The organism is Candidatus Symbiobacter mobilis CR (assembly GCF_000477435.1).
GTDB lineage: Bacteria > Pseudomonadota > Gammaproteobacteria > Burkholderiales > Burkholderiaceae_C > Rhodoferax > Rhodoferax mobilis.
In genome coordinates this window covers 67,506-82,093 of the sequence record NC_022576.1, presented here as the reverse complement: position 1 = coordinate 82,093, position 14,588 = coordinate 67,506, and the positions used below count along the sequence as shown (strand labels likewise).

The 14,588-nt window shown below is 56.3% G+C and carries 10 protein-coding genes; 7 read left to right on the top strand and 3 right to left on the bottom strand.

Annotated elements, in window-relative coordinates; translation table 11 throughout:
• The first annotated feature begins 23 nt into the window (after nucleotides 1-23).
• From CENROD_RS12225 to CENROD_RS14175, 4 genes are all read left to right on the top strand, one after another.
• Entirely contained in the window at nucleotides 24-2,072 is a 2,049-nt protein-coding gene (locus CENROD_RS12225) for a diguanylate cyclase domain-containing protein (RefSeq protein WP_022771055.1), read from the top strand.
• The gene (locus tag CENROD_RS14440; RefSeq protein ID WP_274518145.1) at nucleotides 2,051-3,514 is read left to right on the top strand and encodes a methyl-accepting chemotaxis protein; all 1,464 of its coding nucleotides are present in this window, start codon (nucleotides 2,051-2,053) and stop codon (nucleotides 3,512-3,514) included. The genes CENROD_RS12225 and CENROD_RS14440 overlap by 22 nt, the downstream gene beginning before the upstream one ends.
• A 327-nt stretch (nucleotides 3,515-3,841) precedes the next feature.
• On the top strand, nucleotides 3,842-5,818 hold the full coding sequence (locus tag CENROD_RS12220; protein ID WP_187292312.1) for a methyl-accepting chemotaxis protein: 1,977 nt from the start codon (nucleotides 3,842-3,844) through the stop codon (nucleotides 5,816-5,818).
• 230 nt (nucleotides 5,819-6,048) lie between these two features.
• Nucleotides 6,049-8,748, top strand: coding sequence for a methyl-accepting chemotaxis protein (locus tag CENROD_RS14175; protein WP_022771052.1), 2,700 nt, complete (start codon nucleotides 6,049-6,051; stop codon nucleotides 8,746-8,748).
• A 208-nt stretch (nucleotides 8,749-8,956) separates the two neighbouring features.
• Here the strand turns inward: CENROD_RS14175 and rpmG are convergent, their stop codons facing one another.
• From rpmG to trxB, 3 genes are all read right to left on the bottom strand, one after another.
• On the bottom strand, nucleotides 8,957-9,127 hold the full coding sequence (gene rpmG, locus CENROD_RS00355; RefSeq protein ID WP_022771051.1) for a 50S ribosomal protein L33: 171 nt from the start codon (nucleotides 9,125-9,127) through the stop codon (nucleotides 8,957-8,959).
• Nucleotides 9,128-9,142: 15 nt separating this feature from the next.
• A complete protein-coding gene (rpmB, locus tag CENROD_RS00350; RefSeq protein ID WP_022771050.1) occupies nucleotides 9,143-9,379 on the bottom strand; it encodes a 50S ribosomal protein L28 in 237 nt (78 codons plus the stop codon).
• A gap of 150 nt (nucleotides 9,380-9,529) precedes the next feature.
• Nucleotides 9,530-10,480 carry a thioredoxin-disulfide reductase gene (gene trxB / locus CENROD_RS00345; RefSeq protein WP_022771049.1) on the bottom strand — a complete coding sequence of 317 codons (951 nt, stop codon included), beginning with the start codon at nucleotides 10,478-10,480 and terminating at the stop codon, nucleotides 9,530-9,532.
• A gap of 176 nt (nucleotides 10,481-10,656) precedes the next feature.
• Here trxB and CENROD_RS00340 point away from each other — a divergent pair, with 176 nt between their 5' ends.
• The 3 genes from CENROD_RS00340 (at nucleotide 10,657) to lolA (ending at nucleotide 14,522) form a co-directional block, all read left to right on the top strand.
• Nucleotides 10,657-11,349, top strand: coding sequence for a Crp/Fnr family transcriptional regulator (locus CENROD_RS00340; RefSeq protein WP_041193659.1), 693 nt, complete (start codon nucleotides 10,657-10,659; stop codon nucleotides 11,347-11,349).
• Between the two features lie 132 nt (nucleotides 11,350-11,481).
• Nucleotides 11,482-13,887 (top strand): DNA translocase FtsK, encoded by a 2,406-nt coding sequence (locus CENROD_RS00335; protein WP_041193142.1) that lies wholly within the window; start codon nucleotides 11,482-11,484, stop codon nucleotides 13,885-13,887.
• Nucleotides 13,884-14,522, top strand: coding sequence for an outer membrane lipoprotein periplasmic chaperone LolA (gene lolA, locus CENROD_RS00330; protein WP_238551789.1), 639 nt, complete (start codon nucleotides 13,884-13,886; stop codon nucleotides 14,520-14,522). Before CENROD_RS00335 ends, lolA begins: the two co-directional genes overlap by 4 nt.
• Nucleotides 14,523-14,588: the final 66 nt, after the last annotated feature.

Sequence of the window (14,588 nt, the reverse complement as noted above, 5' to 3'; positions counted from 1 at the left end):
TAACTGGCTGCAACGCCTCTGTGATGGTTAGTCGGCTGTTCACGAAATATGCACTGACGCTCAGTGTGCTGGTGGGTGTTTCATTGCTGGCCAGTGGTCTGGTTCAGATTTGGTTTTCGTATCAGGAAAGCAAACAGGCATTGATCCTGTTGCAAAAGGAAAAGGCGCAAGCGGCTGCCCAGCGTGTAGGCCAGTACCTCATTCACCTTGAAGAGGACATGGCCAACTTCACTGACCCCCCCAAAGGACTCACACCTCTGGAGCAACGCAAAGTGGAGGTTGTGCTACTCCGTCGGCGTGCGGCATTCAAGACCATCAGCCTGGTTGACTTCAATGGCCATGAGGTATTGAGCGTATCGCGCCGTGGGCAGCCCGTGCTGGGCAGTGGGCGGGATTATTCCCGTGCGTCATGGTGGGGGCAGGTTCAAACCGGACGGCCCTACCGCAGTCCGGTCTATCTGCGCGAAGGTGCGCTGTACATGACGGTCGCCATGTCCGTTGGGCCTCCATCGGCGGGCATCACCATCGTCGAAATTGATTTGGAATTTTTGCTCGATGGCATTACGCAAATCAAGGTGGGCAAGTCTGGACACGCCTACGCCGTGGATGCGCAAGGTTATCTGATTGCACACCCCAATATCGGGCTGGTATTGCAGCATGTCAATCTTTCACAGCATCCACAAATCCAGGCAGCCCTTCAAGGAAAAGAGCTTTCCTCCCTTGAAACCACAGACCTTGATTCCGTCAATGGCTTGCCAGTTTTGACATCCTATGGCACCATACCTTACCTCAAATGGCTTGTTTTTGTTGAACAGGCGCGTTCGGAAGCCTATGAACCCCTTTATGCACAAGCCAAACGCGGTGCCCTCATGGTTTTGATCGGAATTGTCATCTCGGTTCTTGTAGGACTGGGATTGGTACGCAAAATGATGGTTCCGATTCACAGTCTCAGCGAGGGTGCCAAATTGATCGGACAAGGGGTGTTTGACCAGCCCATCGTGGTGAGTACCGGTGACGAACTAGAAAACCTGGCCCATGAATTCAACCGGATGGCCACCAAACTGCATGAATCTTACGAGTTGCTGGAGCACAAGGTGGATGTGCGAACCCGTGAACTGATGGAAAGCGAACGCTCACTCAGGCAGGCACAGCAGATCGCCAGGATCGGCAGCTATGTTTTCGATGTCATGGAGGGCGTATGGAACCATTCCGAAGTACTGAATGAACTGTTGGGACTTGACAATGGCCACGTGCAAGACAGCACCACGTGGATCAGCTTGATCCATCCCAAAGACAGAAAACCTTTGCGCAAACAGTTGGCCAACGCCACTTTGCAAAATGGCGAGGCCTTTGACAGGGTCTTTCGCATCATTCGCCACAACGACCGAGTTGAACGCTGGGTGCATGGTCTGGGGCAAGTGGTTCGTGATGACGAGGGACGGATTGTCAAAGTTCAAGGCACCGTTCAGGACATCACTGAACGCAAACACCTGGAAGATCAGATCTGTCAATTGGCGTTTTACGATTCATTGACCGGGCTGCCTAACCGGCGCTTGCTGGCTGATCGCTTGAGTCAATGTCTTGCGGCCAGCGAACGAACAGGTTACTGTGGCGCATTGATGTTTATCGACCTGGACAATTTCAAACCGCTCAACGACCAGCATGGTCATGCTGTTGGTGATTTGCTGTTGGTCGAAGTGGCGCGACGCTTGACCGATTGTGTTCGCAAAATGGATACAGTTTCCCGTCTGGGTGGCGACGAGTTTGTTGTGATGCTGAATGAACTGGATAGGGCCAAGGACAGTTCCTCGTCGCAAGCCCTGGGTATTGCCAAAAAAATCAGATCAACCCTGTCGCTGCCCTACCGCCTGATGGTTGCCGCCCATGAAACGGTGGAACATCATTGCACGGCCAGTATAGGATTGACCGTATTTTTGCACCATGAGTCAAGCATTGAAGATATTCTCAAACATGCAGATTTAGCCATGTACGAAGCAAAGGAAGCAGGGCGCAATACCGTGCGCCTGTACAGGGGGGAGCAGACCCTAGTGTGTTTGGAATCTACAGGCTAAACCTCGCCCTGAACATATTTCAATACGACGTTCTGCACCATGTTGCAATGTATAAGTTAGGTTCACAAATCGCAACCAATTTTTCCACGGCGATCCAAGAATGGAAAAACGTCTTGCTTCGTGGGAAAAATCCCAAGGAGATGGAAAAGTATTGGGGCGCGCATATCCATGAAATGAAAGAAGTAACCAAACTGATCCAGGAAATGGAACAACATGTCAAGGACGATACAGTCGTTCACGATCTCGTGAACGAACTTTCCCGGGAAATGGCTTCTGCCCAAGAAGGCTATAGAACAGCATTCGAGACTTTCCAGTCCGCTGGATTCGACGCTGCCACAGGAGATACCGCAGCCAAGGGCAAAGATCGGGCTGCGGCGCAAACGCTCTCCAAACTCCGTGAAACATTGTCCATCACCGAACAGCAAGTGACGAATGCAGCAATTACCGATGCGCAGGTAGCAACCAAACTTTCGATATTGGTCATGCTCTTGGTATCAGGCATCTCTTTTGTAGCTGCCATTGCGTTGAGCCGCCGGATCACCCAGCCAATCACTGAAGCTGTAGACGTGGCGGATCGAGTGGCCAACGGCGATTTGACGACCGCTATTGCTGTCAGAAATGCCGATGAAACGGGGCTGTTGCTTGCTTCACTCCAGACTATGCAGCGCAACTTGATCAAACTCGTTACGTTAGTCCGCCAAAAAGCCGAAGGCGTGGCCACGGCATGCACCGAAATTGCCCAAGGTACACAGGATCTGTCTTCTCGCACGGAGCACCATGCCAGTGCATTGGAAGAAACGGCAGCATCTTCGGACGAGCTTGCTTCGACCGTGAAACACAACGCGGATTCGGCCCATACCGCCGATCAGTTGGCCAAGAATGCATCGAACGTGGCAACGCAGGGAGGAGAGGTCGTCAACCTAGTCGTTCAAACCATGCATAGCATTCATGAATCTAGTCGAAAAATATCCGAGATCATCGGCGTCATTGACGGTATAGCATTTCAGACCAACATCCTGGCTTTGAATGCCGCAGTCGAGGCCGCGCGTGCCGGTGAACAAGGCCGTGGCTTTGCGGTGGTGGCAGCCGAGGTTCGCAGCCTGGCTGGACGCAGCGCACAGGCTGCCGGAGAGATCAAGCAATTGATCAATGCCAGTGTCGAGCATGTAGAAAAAGGAACGACGCTCGCAAACCGTGCTGGTGAAACCATGAACGAAGTCGTCGCATCCATTCGACGGGTTACGGACATTGTGGAAGAAATCAGCACGGCTAGCCATGAGCAGGCTACGGGCGTCGCGCAAGTCGGTGAAGCCGTCGCTTCCATGGATCAGCTTACTCAGCATAATGCAGCGCTCGTTGAGGAAATGACGGCGGCTACCAGCAATCTTCGGGAACAAGCGAACGAGCTAGTGCAATTGGTGGAGTCGTTCCAATGTGCTTGACCACGATACAGGACGAAGCCGGATTTGACAACACCAGATTGGATAGCCTTTTCCTCCGAAGTCAACGCAAACCAAGCATACGCTGACGATCCTGATCGATAACGCTTTTATCATCGTTCCCATGGCATATCAACGGATAATCCCGGTCCATTTTCTCAACGTGAAAGTCGCGAAGCGGCTTATCGAGGCTCCCCTCGCCAAACGGGAAAGGGGATGGGGGGTGAGGGAAACTGCCACGACTTTCCTGATTCAGGGCGTCTGTGCAAAGTCATGGCAGTTATTGGAACAATATCTCTATCGCAATTTTCACGAGTCAAGGAGCCATTCATGCGCGGTCTACCCATGGACAACACTATGGTCATCAATCATCGACCTCAAGGATGGATGGCGCCTGCCATGCTGCTACTGGGCCGAATGCTGTTCCCCGCCAAGGCTACCCTCATCTGCTTGGTATTTTTGGTGCCGATGGCCTTTATGCTGTTGAATTTGTACTGGGCACAGCAGAGTCAAATCGACTTCGTCGTCAAGGAACGGCATGGCGTGCGAGTCCTGTCCATGTTCTACCCGGTAATACATGGTGTGCTGGATATGCGCAATGCTGCCCGCGCTGGGATGGGTGGTCATTTGGATACATCCAGTGATCTCCAAACTGCTCGTCGGCGCGTCGATTCCGCGCTGCTGCTTTTGGAGCAGGAAGCCCATTTCGATGGTGATCCCTTGGGCATCGCCGCAGACGTCCTCCTACTACAACAAGCGTTTGCTGCGACTGCCGACAGCGGTAACAGTACAGATGCGACAGGGAGCACAGCATTCGACGCCGTGACCAACGCTGCGGATGCCTTAATCCACAAGATTGGAGATAACTCCAATCTTGTGCTGGATCCAGACATGGATTCATTCTATTTGATGAACGGGCTGGTCATTACCCTGCCAAGGGCGTTGGCAAACCTTGGACAGTTATGGGAATGGGGAACGTACGCCTTACAAAAAGGTGCTTTGAACACCGTCGAAGCAAAGCGTTATGCAATCTTGGACGCAGGCGCTGCCATGGAGCTTCAAGACACCAAGGACCATTTTGCAAAGGCTATTCGATATACCGCATCCTTGGCATCCAAAGTTCCTGTGGAAGGTATCGATCAAGCATTGCGCTTTCGTGAGCTGGCCGGGGATATTAGTCAGAGGATTGCATCGGGCCAGACTGCTGGGACTTTTTACGCTTCAGGCAAGGATGCCATTGCAGCAGCCCAATCTGTGTACCCAGCGACGCTCACGGCCTTGGATGAATTACTGGCCATGCGTGAAGAACGGATGGCCAAGGTTTTGTGGGTGAGCTTGGCCTTGATCGTCATCGCAATCGTATTGGCCTTGTATTTGTTGTTGGCGTTTTATAGGGTCATGCACCAAGGTTTATCCCAAGTCGGTAGCCATTTGCATCGAATCGCCCATGGCGATCTTCGTGCAAAGCCGCAGATGCCTTGGGCCAAAGACGAATTGGCTGAATTGATTGTACAACTGGCAATAACCCATGATTCACTTCATGATTTGATTATCAGTATTCGTGGTGATGCTCGTGACCTGCAAACGGCCAGTGATGAAATTGCTGCTGCCAGCCAGGATCTTTCGGGTCGAACCGAATCGTCGGCTGCGGCACTGGAAGAACAATCCAGCGCCATGGAGCAGATTTTGTCGACTGTCGGACATGCGGCGGATTTGACGCAAAAAGCCTCCGAGTGCTCGGCCCAAAACGCAAATATCGCTGACCGCGCAGGGATGACTATCGCTAACGTGGTCACTACCATGCAAGACATTCACACTTCATCGTCCAAAATCAATGACATCATCGGTGTCATTGACAGCATTGCGTTTCAAACGAACATTTTGGCACTCAATGCGGCAGTCGAAGCTGCAAGAGCAGGTGAACAAGGGCGGGGGTTTGCCGTAGTGGCAAGCGAAGTGCGAAGCCTGGCCCAGCGAAGTGCCAATGCAGCCAAAGAAATCAAGGTATTGATTTCAGAAAGCGTGGAAAAAATTGGATCGGGTACGGATGTCGTCCAAGTTGCCGGAAATATCATGCGTGATGTCGTCAGTAGTGCCAAACAAGTCCATACGCTTCTAGCCAAAATTTCTGCTGCATCGCAGGAACAGACCCAAGGTATCGATCAAGTTGGGCAGTCGATCCAGGAATTGGATCGGGCAACGCAACAAAATGCAGCACTGGCCGAAGAGACTACAGCATCCGCATCCACGTTGAAAGTGCAAGCGGACAAGTTGCATGAGGAAATTCTGCGATTCCAAGTAGCATGACCGTGACCATCACTGTCGCAGACGGTGCCTTCGGACTTGCGCTGATGCCACAAACGTATTTATTGGGATGAGCAATGACTACCACTATGAAATATATATCTTTATGTATATCTTGACTATATGCTGTGACCAGGCTTTTTAACTACTTCGTAACAATAACCTATCGAGAATGCCCCTTCTTGAATAGTTATGTAGAATCGATTCCTATTACTTTTTTGGAGATATATTTCATGAAAACGACGAGGCAATTTCTGATGGTGGCGTTGGCTGCTTTATCCATTGGTGCAGTTCTTCTGGGGATATCTTTGTACAAATTGGGAGTAGCCAATGACGCCGTGGCAATGGTGAATCAGGTGCGCTATACCTCATATCTCCTCGCCGACGAGCTACGCCAAAGCTCCGACGACCTGACACGCCTGGCCAGAACCTATGTGGTGTCCGGTGACCCGGAGTGGGAAAAACAGTATTTTGAAATCCTGGATATTCGGAACGGCAAGAAGCCCAGACCCAACCAATATGAAAAAATCTATTGGGATTTCCGTGCTGTGGGAATAGACCCCGGGCGCGGTACCGGCGCAGCGATTCCACTGCAAGAATTGATGAAACATGCCGGTTTCACCGATGAGGAATTCGCCAAGCTCAAGGAAGCGCAGGCGAATTCAGACGACTTGGTGAATACGGAAACCGTAGCGATGAATCTGGTGAAAGGCCAGTTTGCTGACGGCAAAGGTGGGTTTACCTTGCAGGGCGCCCCCGACCTTCCACGTGCCCAAGCCATGATGCACGACAAAAACTACCACCAGTTCAAGGCAAAAATTATGAAGCCGGTGGACGAATTTTTGGTGCTCGTAGACACCCGCACGCACAGCGCGGTAGCAGATGCCAGCGCCAGCAAAGACAACTGGTATGCCACCCTGATTGCATGCGCAGTGCTGAACGTGACGATTGCTCTGTGGGCGATGATTGGTTTTGCGCGGTATTTCCTCGCTCGCCTCGGTGCCGAGCCAGTGGAAGTTGCCAATGCCGTGAGCCGCATTGCCCATGGAGAACTCAGCCATGAAATTCCTCTGCGGGCTGGCGATACCAGTAGTTTGCTGGCATCCGTACGCTCGCTCAGCCACAGGGTGCAATTTGTCACGAGCAGTATCCGCAATCTCGCTGCGGAACAGCAGAAGGGCCATCTTGCAGCACGCATCGCCATGCACGATTTGCCCGGAGACTTTGCCATTCTGGCCGAAGAGGTCAATGCACTGGTGGTTGCACAAAACCAGGGCTTACAGGAAATTACGGCCCTTGTAGGCGCATACGCGCAACAAGACTTTTCACAGTCGCTGCCGGAACAACCCGGCGACAGGGCAGTATTCAAGAAGCGCCTGGACGCTGTCAAATCTTCGCTGGAACAAAGTGTTCGGGCAGCAATCGCCAACCAACGCGTAGTGCAGGCACTCAACAAGGCCAGCACCAACGTGATGATTGCCGACATCAACAACGACATCCTCTATATGAACGATGCCATCCTGACCATGATGCAACGCAATGAAAGCGAATTGCGCAAAGTCATTCCACAGTTTTCCGCCCGTGACATGATTGGCAAAAATATCGACCAATTCCACAAGCACCCATCGCACCAGCACAATTTGCTCGCCACATTGCGCACCAACCACCGTGCCCAGTTTCAGGTAGGTACCCTGCACTTCACCATGTTGGCCAACCCGATCGTCGATGCCACTGGTTCGCGCATCGGCACGGTGATGGAGTGGTTTGATCGCACTGCGGAGATTGGTATTGAAACCGAAGTCGCTTCCGTAGTCGAGGCAGCAGGCAGTGGAGACTTCAGCGGACGCCTGAGCGTGGATGGCAAAACTGGATTCTTTGCCACGCTTTCCACAGCCATGAACCGGGTGATGGATACCAGCGAGCAAGGTTTGAATGATGTGGCTGACTTGCTGACCGCATTTGCCAACGGGGATTTGACGTATCGCATCCAACGCGACTACCAGGGCCTGTTTGGCAAAGTATGCGACAACGCCAACGCTACCGCCGAAAACCTCTCCCGCGTGCTCTCCGAGGTACGCGCCGCAGCGGATGCCTTGCTCGGCGCGGCAGGGCAAGTCAGCGGTACTGCACAGTCGCTGTCGCAAGCTGCCAGTGAGCAGGCTGTCAGCGTGGAAAAGACCAGCGCCCAAATCAAGGCAATGTCGACTTCGATCGAGCAAAACAGCGAAAACGCCAAAGTTACCGACGGTATGGCAGCGAAGGCCAGTTCCGAGGCCAGCGAGGGCGGCAATGCAGTTCGCCAAACCGTGGAAGCCATGCAGCAAATCGCTGCCAAGATCGGTATCGTCGACGACATTGCCTACCAGACCAACCTGCTCGCACTCAATGCGGCCATTGAAGCAGCACGTGCTGGTGAGCAAGGCAAGGGCTTTGCTGTCGTTGCGGCGGAGGTACGCAAACTTGCCGAGCGAAGCCAAAGTGCGGCCAAGGAAATTGGCGATCTCGCGTTCCATAGCGTTTCCACCGCCGAGCGGGCTGGGCGATTGCTCGACGAAATCGTCCCCAGCATTCACAAGACTTCGGGCTTGGTGCAAGACATCTCTACCGCCAGCGCAGAGCAAAGCGAATCAGTGATGCAAATCAGCGGCGCAATCGGGTATCTCTCCAAGACCACCCAACAAAACGCTTCGGCTGCCGACCAACTTGCCGCGACCAGCGAGGAACTATCGACCCAAGCCAAGATGCTGCAGCAGAGTGTCGACTTTTTCAACGTGGGCAATAAACCTGCATCAACGAGACCCGCGTTGACGAAACCCGCTTCGACACAAGGCAGGCGCGCGCTGGAACATCGCGGCACAGTCCAGACAGTAGCGCCCATCCCACTGACCGTTTCCCCTGTACGCGGGAATGGCCGGGGGAATTTCCAGCAATAAATCGTTCCCCTCCCCTTTCCCACATTCGCTGTAGCCAGCGGAACCACTGGGGTGGGACGATCCGTGCTACCCCAACCAGGATTTCTTCCAAAAAAAAGCCTGGGCAACAAAAAAATGCTGCCCAGGCTGGGTAAGGAGTTCGCAAAATTTGCGAAATGCCCTAACAATACTTCACGAAAAAACCACGAAGAATAAAAGATAAATCAGATTATTTGATCTTGGCTTCGTTGTACACCACGTGCTTGCGCTTTTTGGGGTCGTATTTCTTGAAGGAGAGCTTACCCGGAGTGCTCTTCTTGTTTTTGCTAGTTGTGTAGAAATGCCCGGTACCTTCCGAGGAAACCAGTTTGATTTTTTCGCGTCCGCCTTTGGTTGCCATGGTTGTTCCCCGTCGTTAGCGTAATTGGCCGCGTGCCCGCATATCTGCCAGCACTGCATCGATACCATTTTTGTCGATCAGACGCAAACCTGCGTTGCTGATCCGTAGCCGAATCCACCGGTTTTCAGACTCGACCCAAAAACGGCGGTATTGCAAATTTGGCAAATAGCGCCTTTTGGTTTTGTTGTTGGCATGGGAAACATGGTTGCCCACCAAAGGCCCTTTTCCCGTTACTTCACACTTGCGTGCCATCTGCACACTCCCAAGCACAGTTCCGGCAGTCGCCGGGAACCTCACCTCGCCAGTTCAGGGTGGCGGTAACCCTATGCCCACAGGGCACTGCGCCCAAGGGAACCAGAGATTCTATCGACCGTGGCAGAGGGTCGAGACGCAAAGACGCCACTACGACTGCTCCAAAAACCGCTGCGCATCCAGCGCCGCCATGCACCCCGTTCCCGCGCTGGTGATGGCTTGCCTGTACACATGGTCTTGCACATCCCCGGCGGCAAAAACGCCGGGAATACTGGTTTGCGTCGCGAATCCGTCCGTGCCCATTTTTGTGACGATGTACCCGTCGCGCATCTCCAATTGCCCTGCGAACAACCCGGTATTCGGGCTGTGGCCAATGGCAATGAAGCAGCCTTTGAGCGCCAAATCCTCCAGCGTCTGCGTCTGCACGTTGCGCAAACGTATCCCGGTCACGCCGGTGGCGTCGCCCAGCACCTCCTCGACCATGCAGTGCGTACGCAACTCGATAGCACCTGCGGCCACCTTTGCCATGAGCCGGTCAACCATGACAGCTTCGGCGCGGAACTGATCGCGCCGATGAATCAGGTACACCTTGCGGGCGATGTTGGAAAGGTACAGCGCTTCCTCCAGCGCCGTATTGCCGCCGCCTACGACACAACACACTTCGTTGCGGTAGAAAAAACCATCGCACGTGGCGCAACCGGAAACCCCCCTGCCCAGAAATGCCTGCTCGGTAGGCAACCCCAGATAACGCGCACTCGCTCCCGTCGCGACGATCAGCGCATCGCAGCGGTACTGCGTGCCCTCCCCTTCCAGTACGAAGGGCCTGCTCGACAGATCGACGCGAACGACCTGATCGGAGACGATCTCCGTGCCAAAGCGCAATGCGTGCTCTTGAAACCGTTGCATCAAATCCGCGCCTTGCACGCCTTGCACGTCTGCCGGCCAGTTGTCCACCTCCGTCGTCGTCATGAGCTGCCCGCCCTGGGCAATGCCTGTCAGCAACAGTGGGTGCAGATTCGCCCGTGCGGTATACAAAGCAGCGGTATACCCCGCCGGGCCGGAGCCCACGATCAATACTTTGCTATGACGTATGCTTGACATTTTGTTACTCGGCTCCCTGGAAAAATGGCATGAAGAAGTGTAGGCGTGCATTGCAGTGGGGTGGGAATCGTCACACCCAGCCTGACTATGCGCCACTACCCATCGCACAGGCCCATTTCCGCGCCTTGTAGCCTTAGGGCTACATGGTGATTGCAGCCGAAGGATGGAGTGGAACGATGGCAGCGTTGAGTAATCTGGATTTGCTATGCAGGGTGCCCATTTTTTCGTCACTGACCCCTGCCCAAATGGCGAGGTTGGGCTCCTCGGTGCAGAAACTGCGCGTCAAGCGCGGGGATGTCATCGTCGAACAAGGCAAAACCAGCAACTCGCTGTTCGTCATCCTCATTGGGAGGGCCAGGGTGGTCATGACCGACGAGCGCGGCAAGGAAGTCATCCTCGCTTCCCTTGGCCCAGGGGACTATGTGGGCGAGCTAAGTCTGATCGACGGCTACGCGCATTCGGCAAACGTCATCGCGGAAACCCAGGCTGACCTGTTGATGCTGGGCCGCGCCGAATTCCAGAGCTGCCTCGAAGACAACCGGGCCATTTCCATCGCGGTGATCCAAGGGCTGGCCAAGCGCTTGCGCAAGGCCGACGAGCAGATCCGTTCCCTCGCGCTGATGGACGTCTACGACCGGGTCGCATCCGTCCTGGAAAACGCTGCCACCACCGAAGTGACCGAAGCAGGCCCCGTGCGCGTGCTACGCGGCAAACTCCACCGGCAAGACATTGCCAAGATGGTCGGCGCGACGCGGGAAACCGTCAGCCGCGTCATGAAAGACTTCGAGGAAAGCGGGTTCTTGCAGACTCGCCAAGACGGTTCTATCGTTTTGGCCGACCGTCGTTCCCGCCGTAGCCCGACCGCATAGGGGTTCCCCGCCAGCTTGGGTGTCTCTGCTGTGCCCTGCGCACCCGCACGATTTCCGTGCTTTGTCCCGCAGCTTTGTCCCGCAGCTTTGTCCCGCTACTTTGGCCCGCTGTTTTGTCCTGCTGCTGATTCCATGACCGCTACCACGCAGCCCCTACCCCCCCCAAGAACTACCCCACCCCATAGCCTGGGTCTACTGGCTTCAGAGCTGTGGTCGCTGGTGGGAGTGTTGCTCCTCGTCATGCTCTGTCTGCTTGGGGCATGGATCGCGTCACTTGCAACGTTTTCCCGCTGGGACGACGCCTGGTCCTACGCAGGGCCGCAGGCTACGGTGTCCAACCTACTCGGCACCGTCGGCGCCTGGGTCGCCGACATCAGCTACTTCTGGCTCGGTGCATCGGTTTGGTGGGGGGTGGCGCTGGGGGTGCGGTGGTTCTTCGCTTTCGTGCGCCGCTGGCTCTACGACTTCTCGTGGCTGGTCGACCGTCGCGCAGGCTCTCGCCCCGGCAGGGCGCCGCACTGGTGGCGCCCATGGGCTACAGGGTTTGGCGTGGTGCTCCTATTCGCCTCCAGCACCAGCCTGGAATGGAACCGGCTGCACAGCCTGGAAAGCTACCTCCCCGGCCACAGCGGCGGCGTGCTGGGGTACGTTCTAGGCCCCTGGCTCCTTACGCGGCTAGGGGATACCTGGGCCACATTGCTATGCATCTCTCTCATCTTGGTGGGAGCATCGCTGGCGTTTCGCTTTTCCTGGCTCAGCGTTTCGGAGCGGATTGGCGGATGGTTGTTCGCGCAAATCGACCGCCAGCGCGAACAGTGGAGGGAAGCCAACGACTCTTTGCTGGGCCAACAAGCGGCCATTGAACGCGCACGCATGCTCGACGAATCGCGCCACTCCGTTCTGCCGCCGAATTCGGTGCAGCCCCCGCTTTCCGTTCCGCCCCCGGCCCCCACTCCTCCTGCCCCGCCTGCCCCGCCCTCCCCGCAAAAGACTGCGCCCCAGCCCGTGCCCCAAGCTGCTTCCGACCGCGCAGCGGTGGCTGGCCTGCTACCCCCTTTCGACTTGCTCGACCCGCCCCCCACGTTGCACGAAGATGCCGCAACGCAAGCGCACCGTGCGACCATGCTTGAATCGACGAGCCGGGCCATCGAGCAGAAATTGCGCGACTTCGGCGTATCCGCGACCGTGCTTTTCGCGCAGCCGGGGCCGGTAATCACGCGGTACGACATTGAGCCGAGCACCGGCGTCAAAGGCGCGCAGATCGTTGGGCTGGCCAAGGATCTGGCCCGCTCGCTCGGGCTGGTGTCGCTGCGCGTCGTCGAAACCATTCCCGGCAAAAAGTGCATGGCGCTCGAATTGCCGAACCCCCAGCGCAAAACGATCTATCTGCGCGAGATCCTCGATTCGCCCGCGTATCGTGACGCTGCATCCCTGCTGACGATCGGCCTGGGCAAGGACATCGTCGGCGCCCCCGTCGTGGCCGATCTGGCCAAAATGCCACACGTCCTTGTCGCCGGAACGACGGGGGCGGGCAAGTCGGTCGGGATCAACGCGATGATCCTGAGCTTGCTCTACAAGGCCACAGCAGAAGAAGTGCGCCTGCTGATGATCGACCCCAAGATGCTGGAAATGTCGGTCTACGAAGGTATTCCACACCTGCTGTGCCCCGTCGTCACCGACATGAAGCAGGCATCCCACGCGCTGAACTGGTGCGTGGGCGAGATGGAGCGCCGCTACCGCCTGATGAGCCATCTTGGCGTGCGCAACCTCGCCGGGTTCAATGCGCGTATCGACGAAGCCTTCGCGCAAAAACAAGTGCTCTCCAACCCCCTGACTTCGACGCCCGACGAACCTGACCCGCTGCAACGCTTGCCGTACATCGTCGTCGTGATCGACGAGCTGGCCGACCTGATGATGGTGGTCGGCAAGAAGGTCGAAGAGCTGATCGCACGGCTGGCGCAGAAGGCGCGCGCTGCAGGAATCCACCTGATCCTGGCGACGCAACGGCCCAGCGTCGATGTCATCACGGGGCTGATCAAAGCCAATGTGCCCACACGCATTGCCTTTCAGGTCAGCAGCAAGATCGATAGCCGAACGATCCTCGACCAGATGGGGGCGGAAGCCTTGTTGGGTATGGGCGACATGCTCTACATGTCCAGTGGTTCCGGCTTGCCCCTGCGGGTACACGGCGCCTTCGTCAGCGATGGGGAAGTACATCGGGTCGTTCAACACCTGAAACGGCAGGGAGCGCCCGAATACGTCGAAGACCTGCTCGATGCGCCGGCCAGCGGCGGCACCGTCGGGGTGGGAGACACGCCCGCTACGGAGGGAGGCGAGGCAGACCCCCTCTACGACCAAGCCGTCGCCATCGTCCTGCAAAACCGCAAGGCAAGCATCTCCCTGGTGCAGCGCCACCTGCGCATCGGCTACAACCGCTCGGCCCGGCTGCTCGAAGACATGGAAAAGGCCGGATTGGTCAGCGCACCGAACCAGACCAATCAGCGTGAAGTGCTGGTTCCTGCCGACGGTGCCGCATGAAGCACCGCATGCAGCAACTCTGGCCCCTGTTTCTGTGGTGCCTGGCCGAATCCGCCCAAGCCAGTGCCTTGCAATGCCTGGACACGTTCCTGCGCACCGTGCGCACGGGGCGCGCCACCTTCGTACAGGAGGTGCATACCCCCAGCAAGGTACAAACGGCGCACGGCACCTTTGCCTTTGCCCGCCCTGGCCGGTTCCGCTTCGACTACGCGCCCCCTTTTGCGCAGACCATCGTTGCGGACGGCAAGCAGCTTTGGTTCCACGACCACGATCTCCGTCAGGTCACGGTACGCGGGCAAACCGCTGCGCTGGCAGACACCCCCGCCGCATTGCTTGCTTCCGCTGCGGACAGCAATGCCTTGCGTTCCCAGTACGCCTTGCGCGATGCGCCGGAACGAGACGGCCTGCAATGGGTACAGGCCACACCGACGGAAAGCATGATCGCATCGGTTCAACTGGGCATGGTCTGCCCCGCTGGTCCGGCCCCCACCGTGACCCCCGCCGTGCTGGAACTGCTCGACCACTTCGGCCAACGCACGGTAATCCGCTTCGACCAGTTCGAGGCCAACCCCTCACTGGACGCCGCCCTGTTCCGCTACCGCCCGCCCGCCGGCATCGACATCGTTGCGCAGTGAAGTGCCGGAATGCACTGGCGCCATCAGCCTTGGTTGTTGCAGAGACCACCCCCGGATTGCGCTTCG

What these genes read in the sequence shown, in the direction of transcription:
- trxB (WP_022771049.1), bottom strand. Translation starts at nt 10,480, where the DNA reads ATGTCAAGCATACGTCATAGCAAAGTATTGATCGTGGGCTCCGGCCCG.
- lolA (WP_238551789.1), top strand. Translation starts at nt 13,884, where the DNA reads ATGAAGCACCGCATGCAGCAACTCTGGCCCCTGTTTCTGTGGTGCCTG.
- rpmB (WP_022771050.1), bottom strand. Translation starts at nt 9,379, where the DNA reads ATGGCACGCAAGTGTGAAGTAACGGGAAAAGGGCCTTTGGTGGGCAAC.
- CENROD_RS14175 (WP_022771052.1), top strand. Translation starts at nt 6,049, where the DNA reads ATGAAAACGACGAGGCAATTTCTGATGGTGGCGTTGGCTGCTTTATCC.
- CENROD_RS12225 (WP_022771055.1), top strand. Translation starts at nt 24, where the DNA reads ATGGTTAGTCGGCTGTTCACGAAATATGCACTGACGCTCAGTGTGCTG.
- rpmG (WP_022771051.1), bottom strand. Translation starts at nt 9,127, where the DNA reads ATGGCAACCAAAGGCGGACGCGAAAAAATCAAACTGGTTTCCTCGGAA.
- CENROD_RS00335 (WP_041193142.1), top strand. Translation starts at nt 11,482, where the DNA reads ATGACCGCTACCACGCAGCCCCTACCCCCCCCAAGAACTACCCCACCC.
- CENROD_RS00340 (WP_041193659.1), top strand. Translation starts at nt 10,657, where the DNA reads ATGGCAGCGTTGAGTAATCTGGATTTGCTATGCAGGGTGCCCATTTTT.
- CENROD_RS12220 (WP_187292312.1), top strand. Translation starts at nt 3,842, where the DNA reads ATGCGCGGTCTACCCATGGACAACACTATGGTCATCAATCATCGACCT.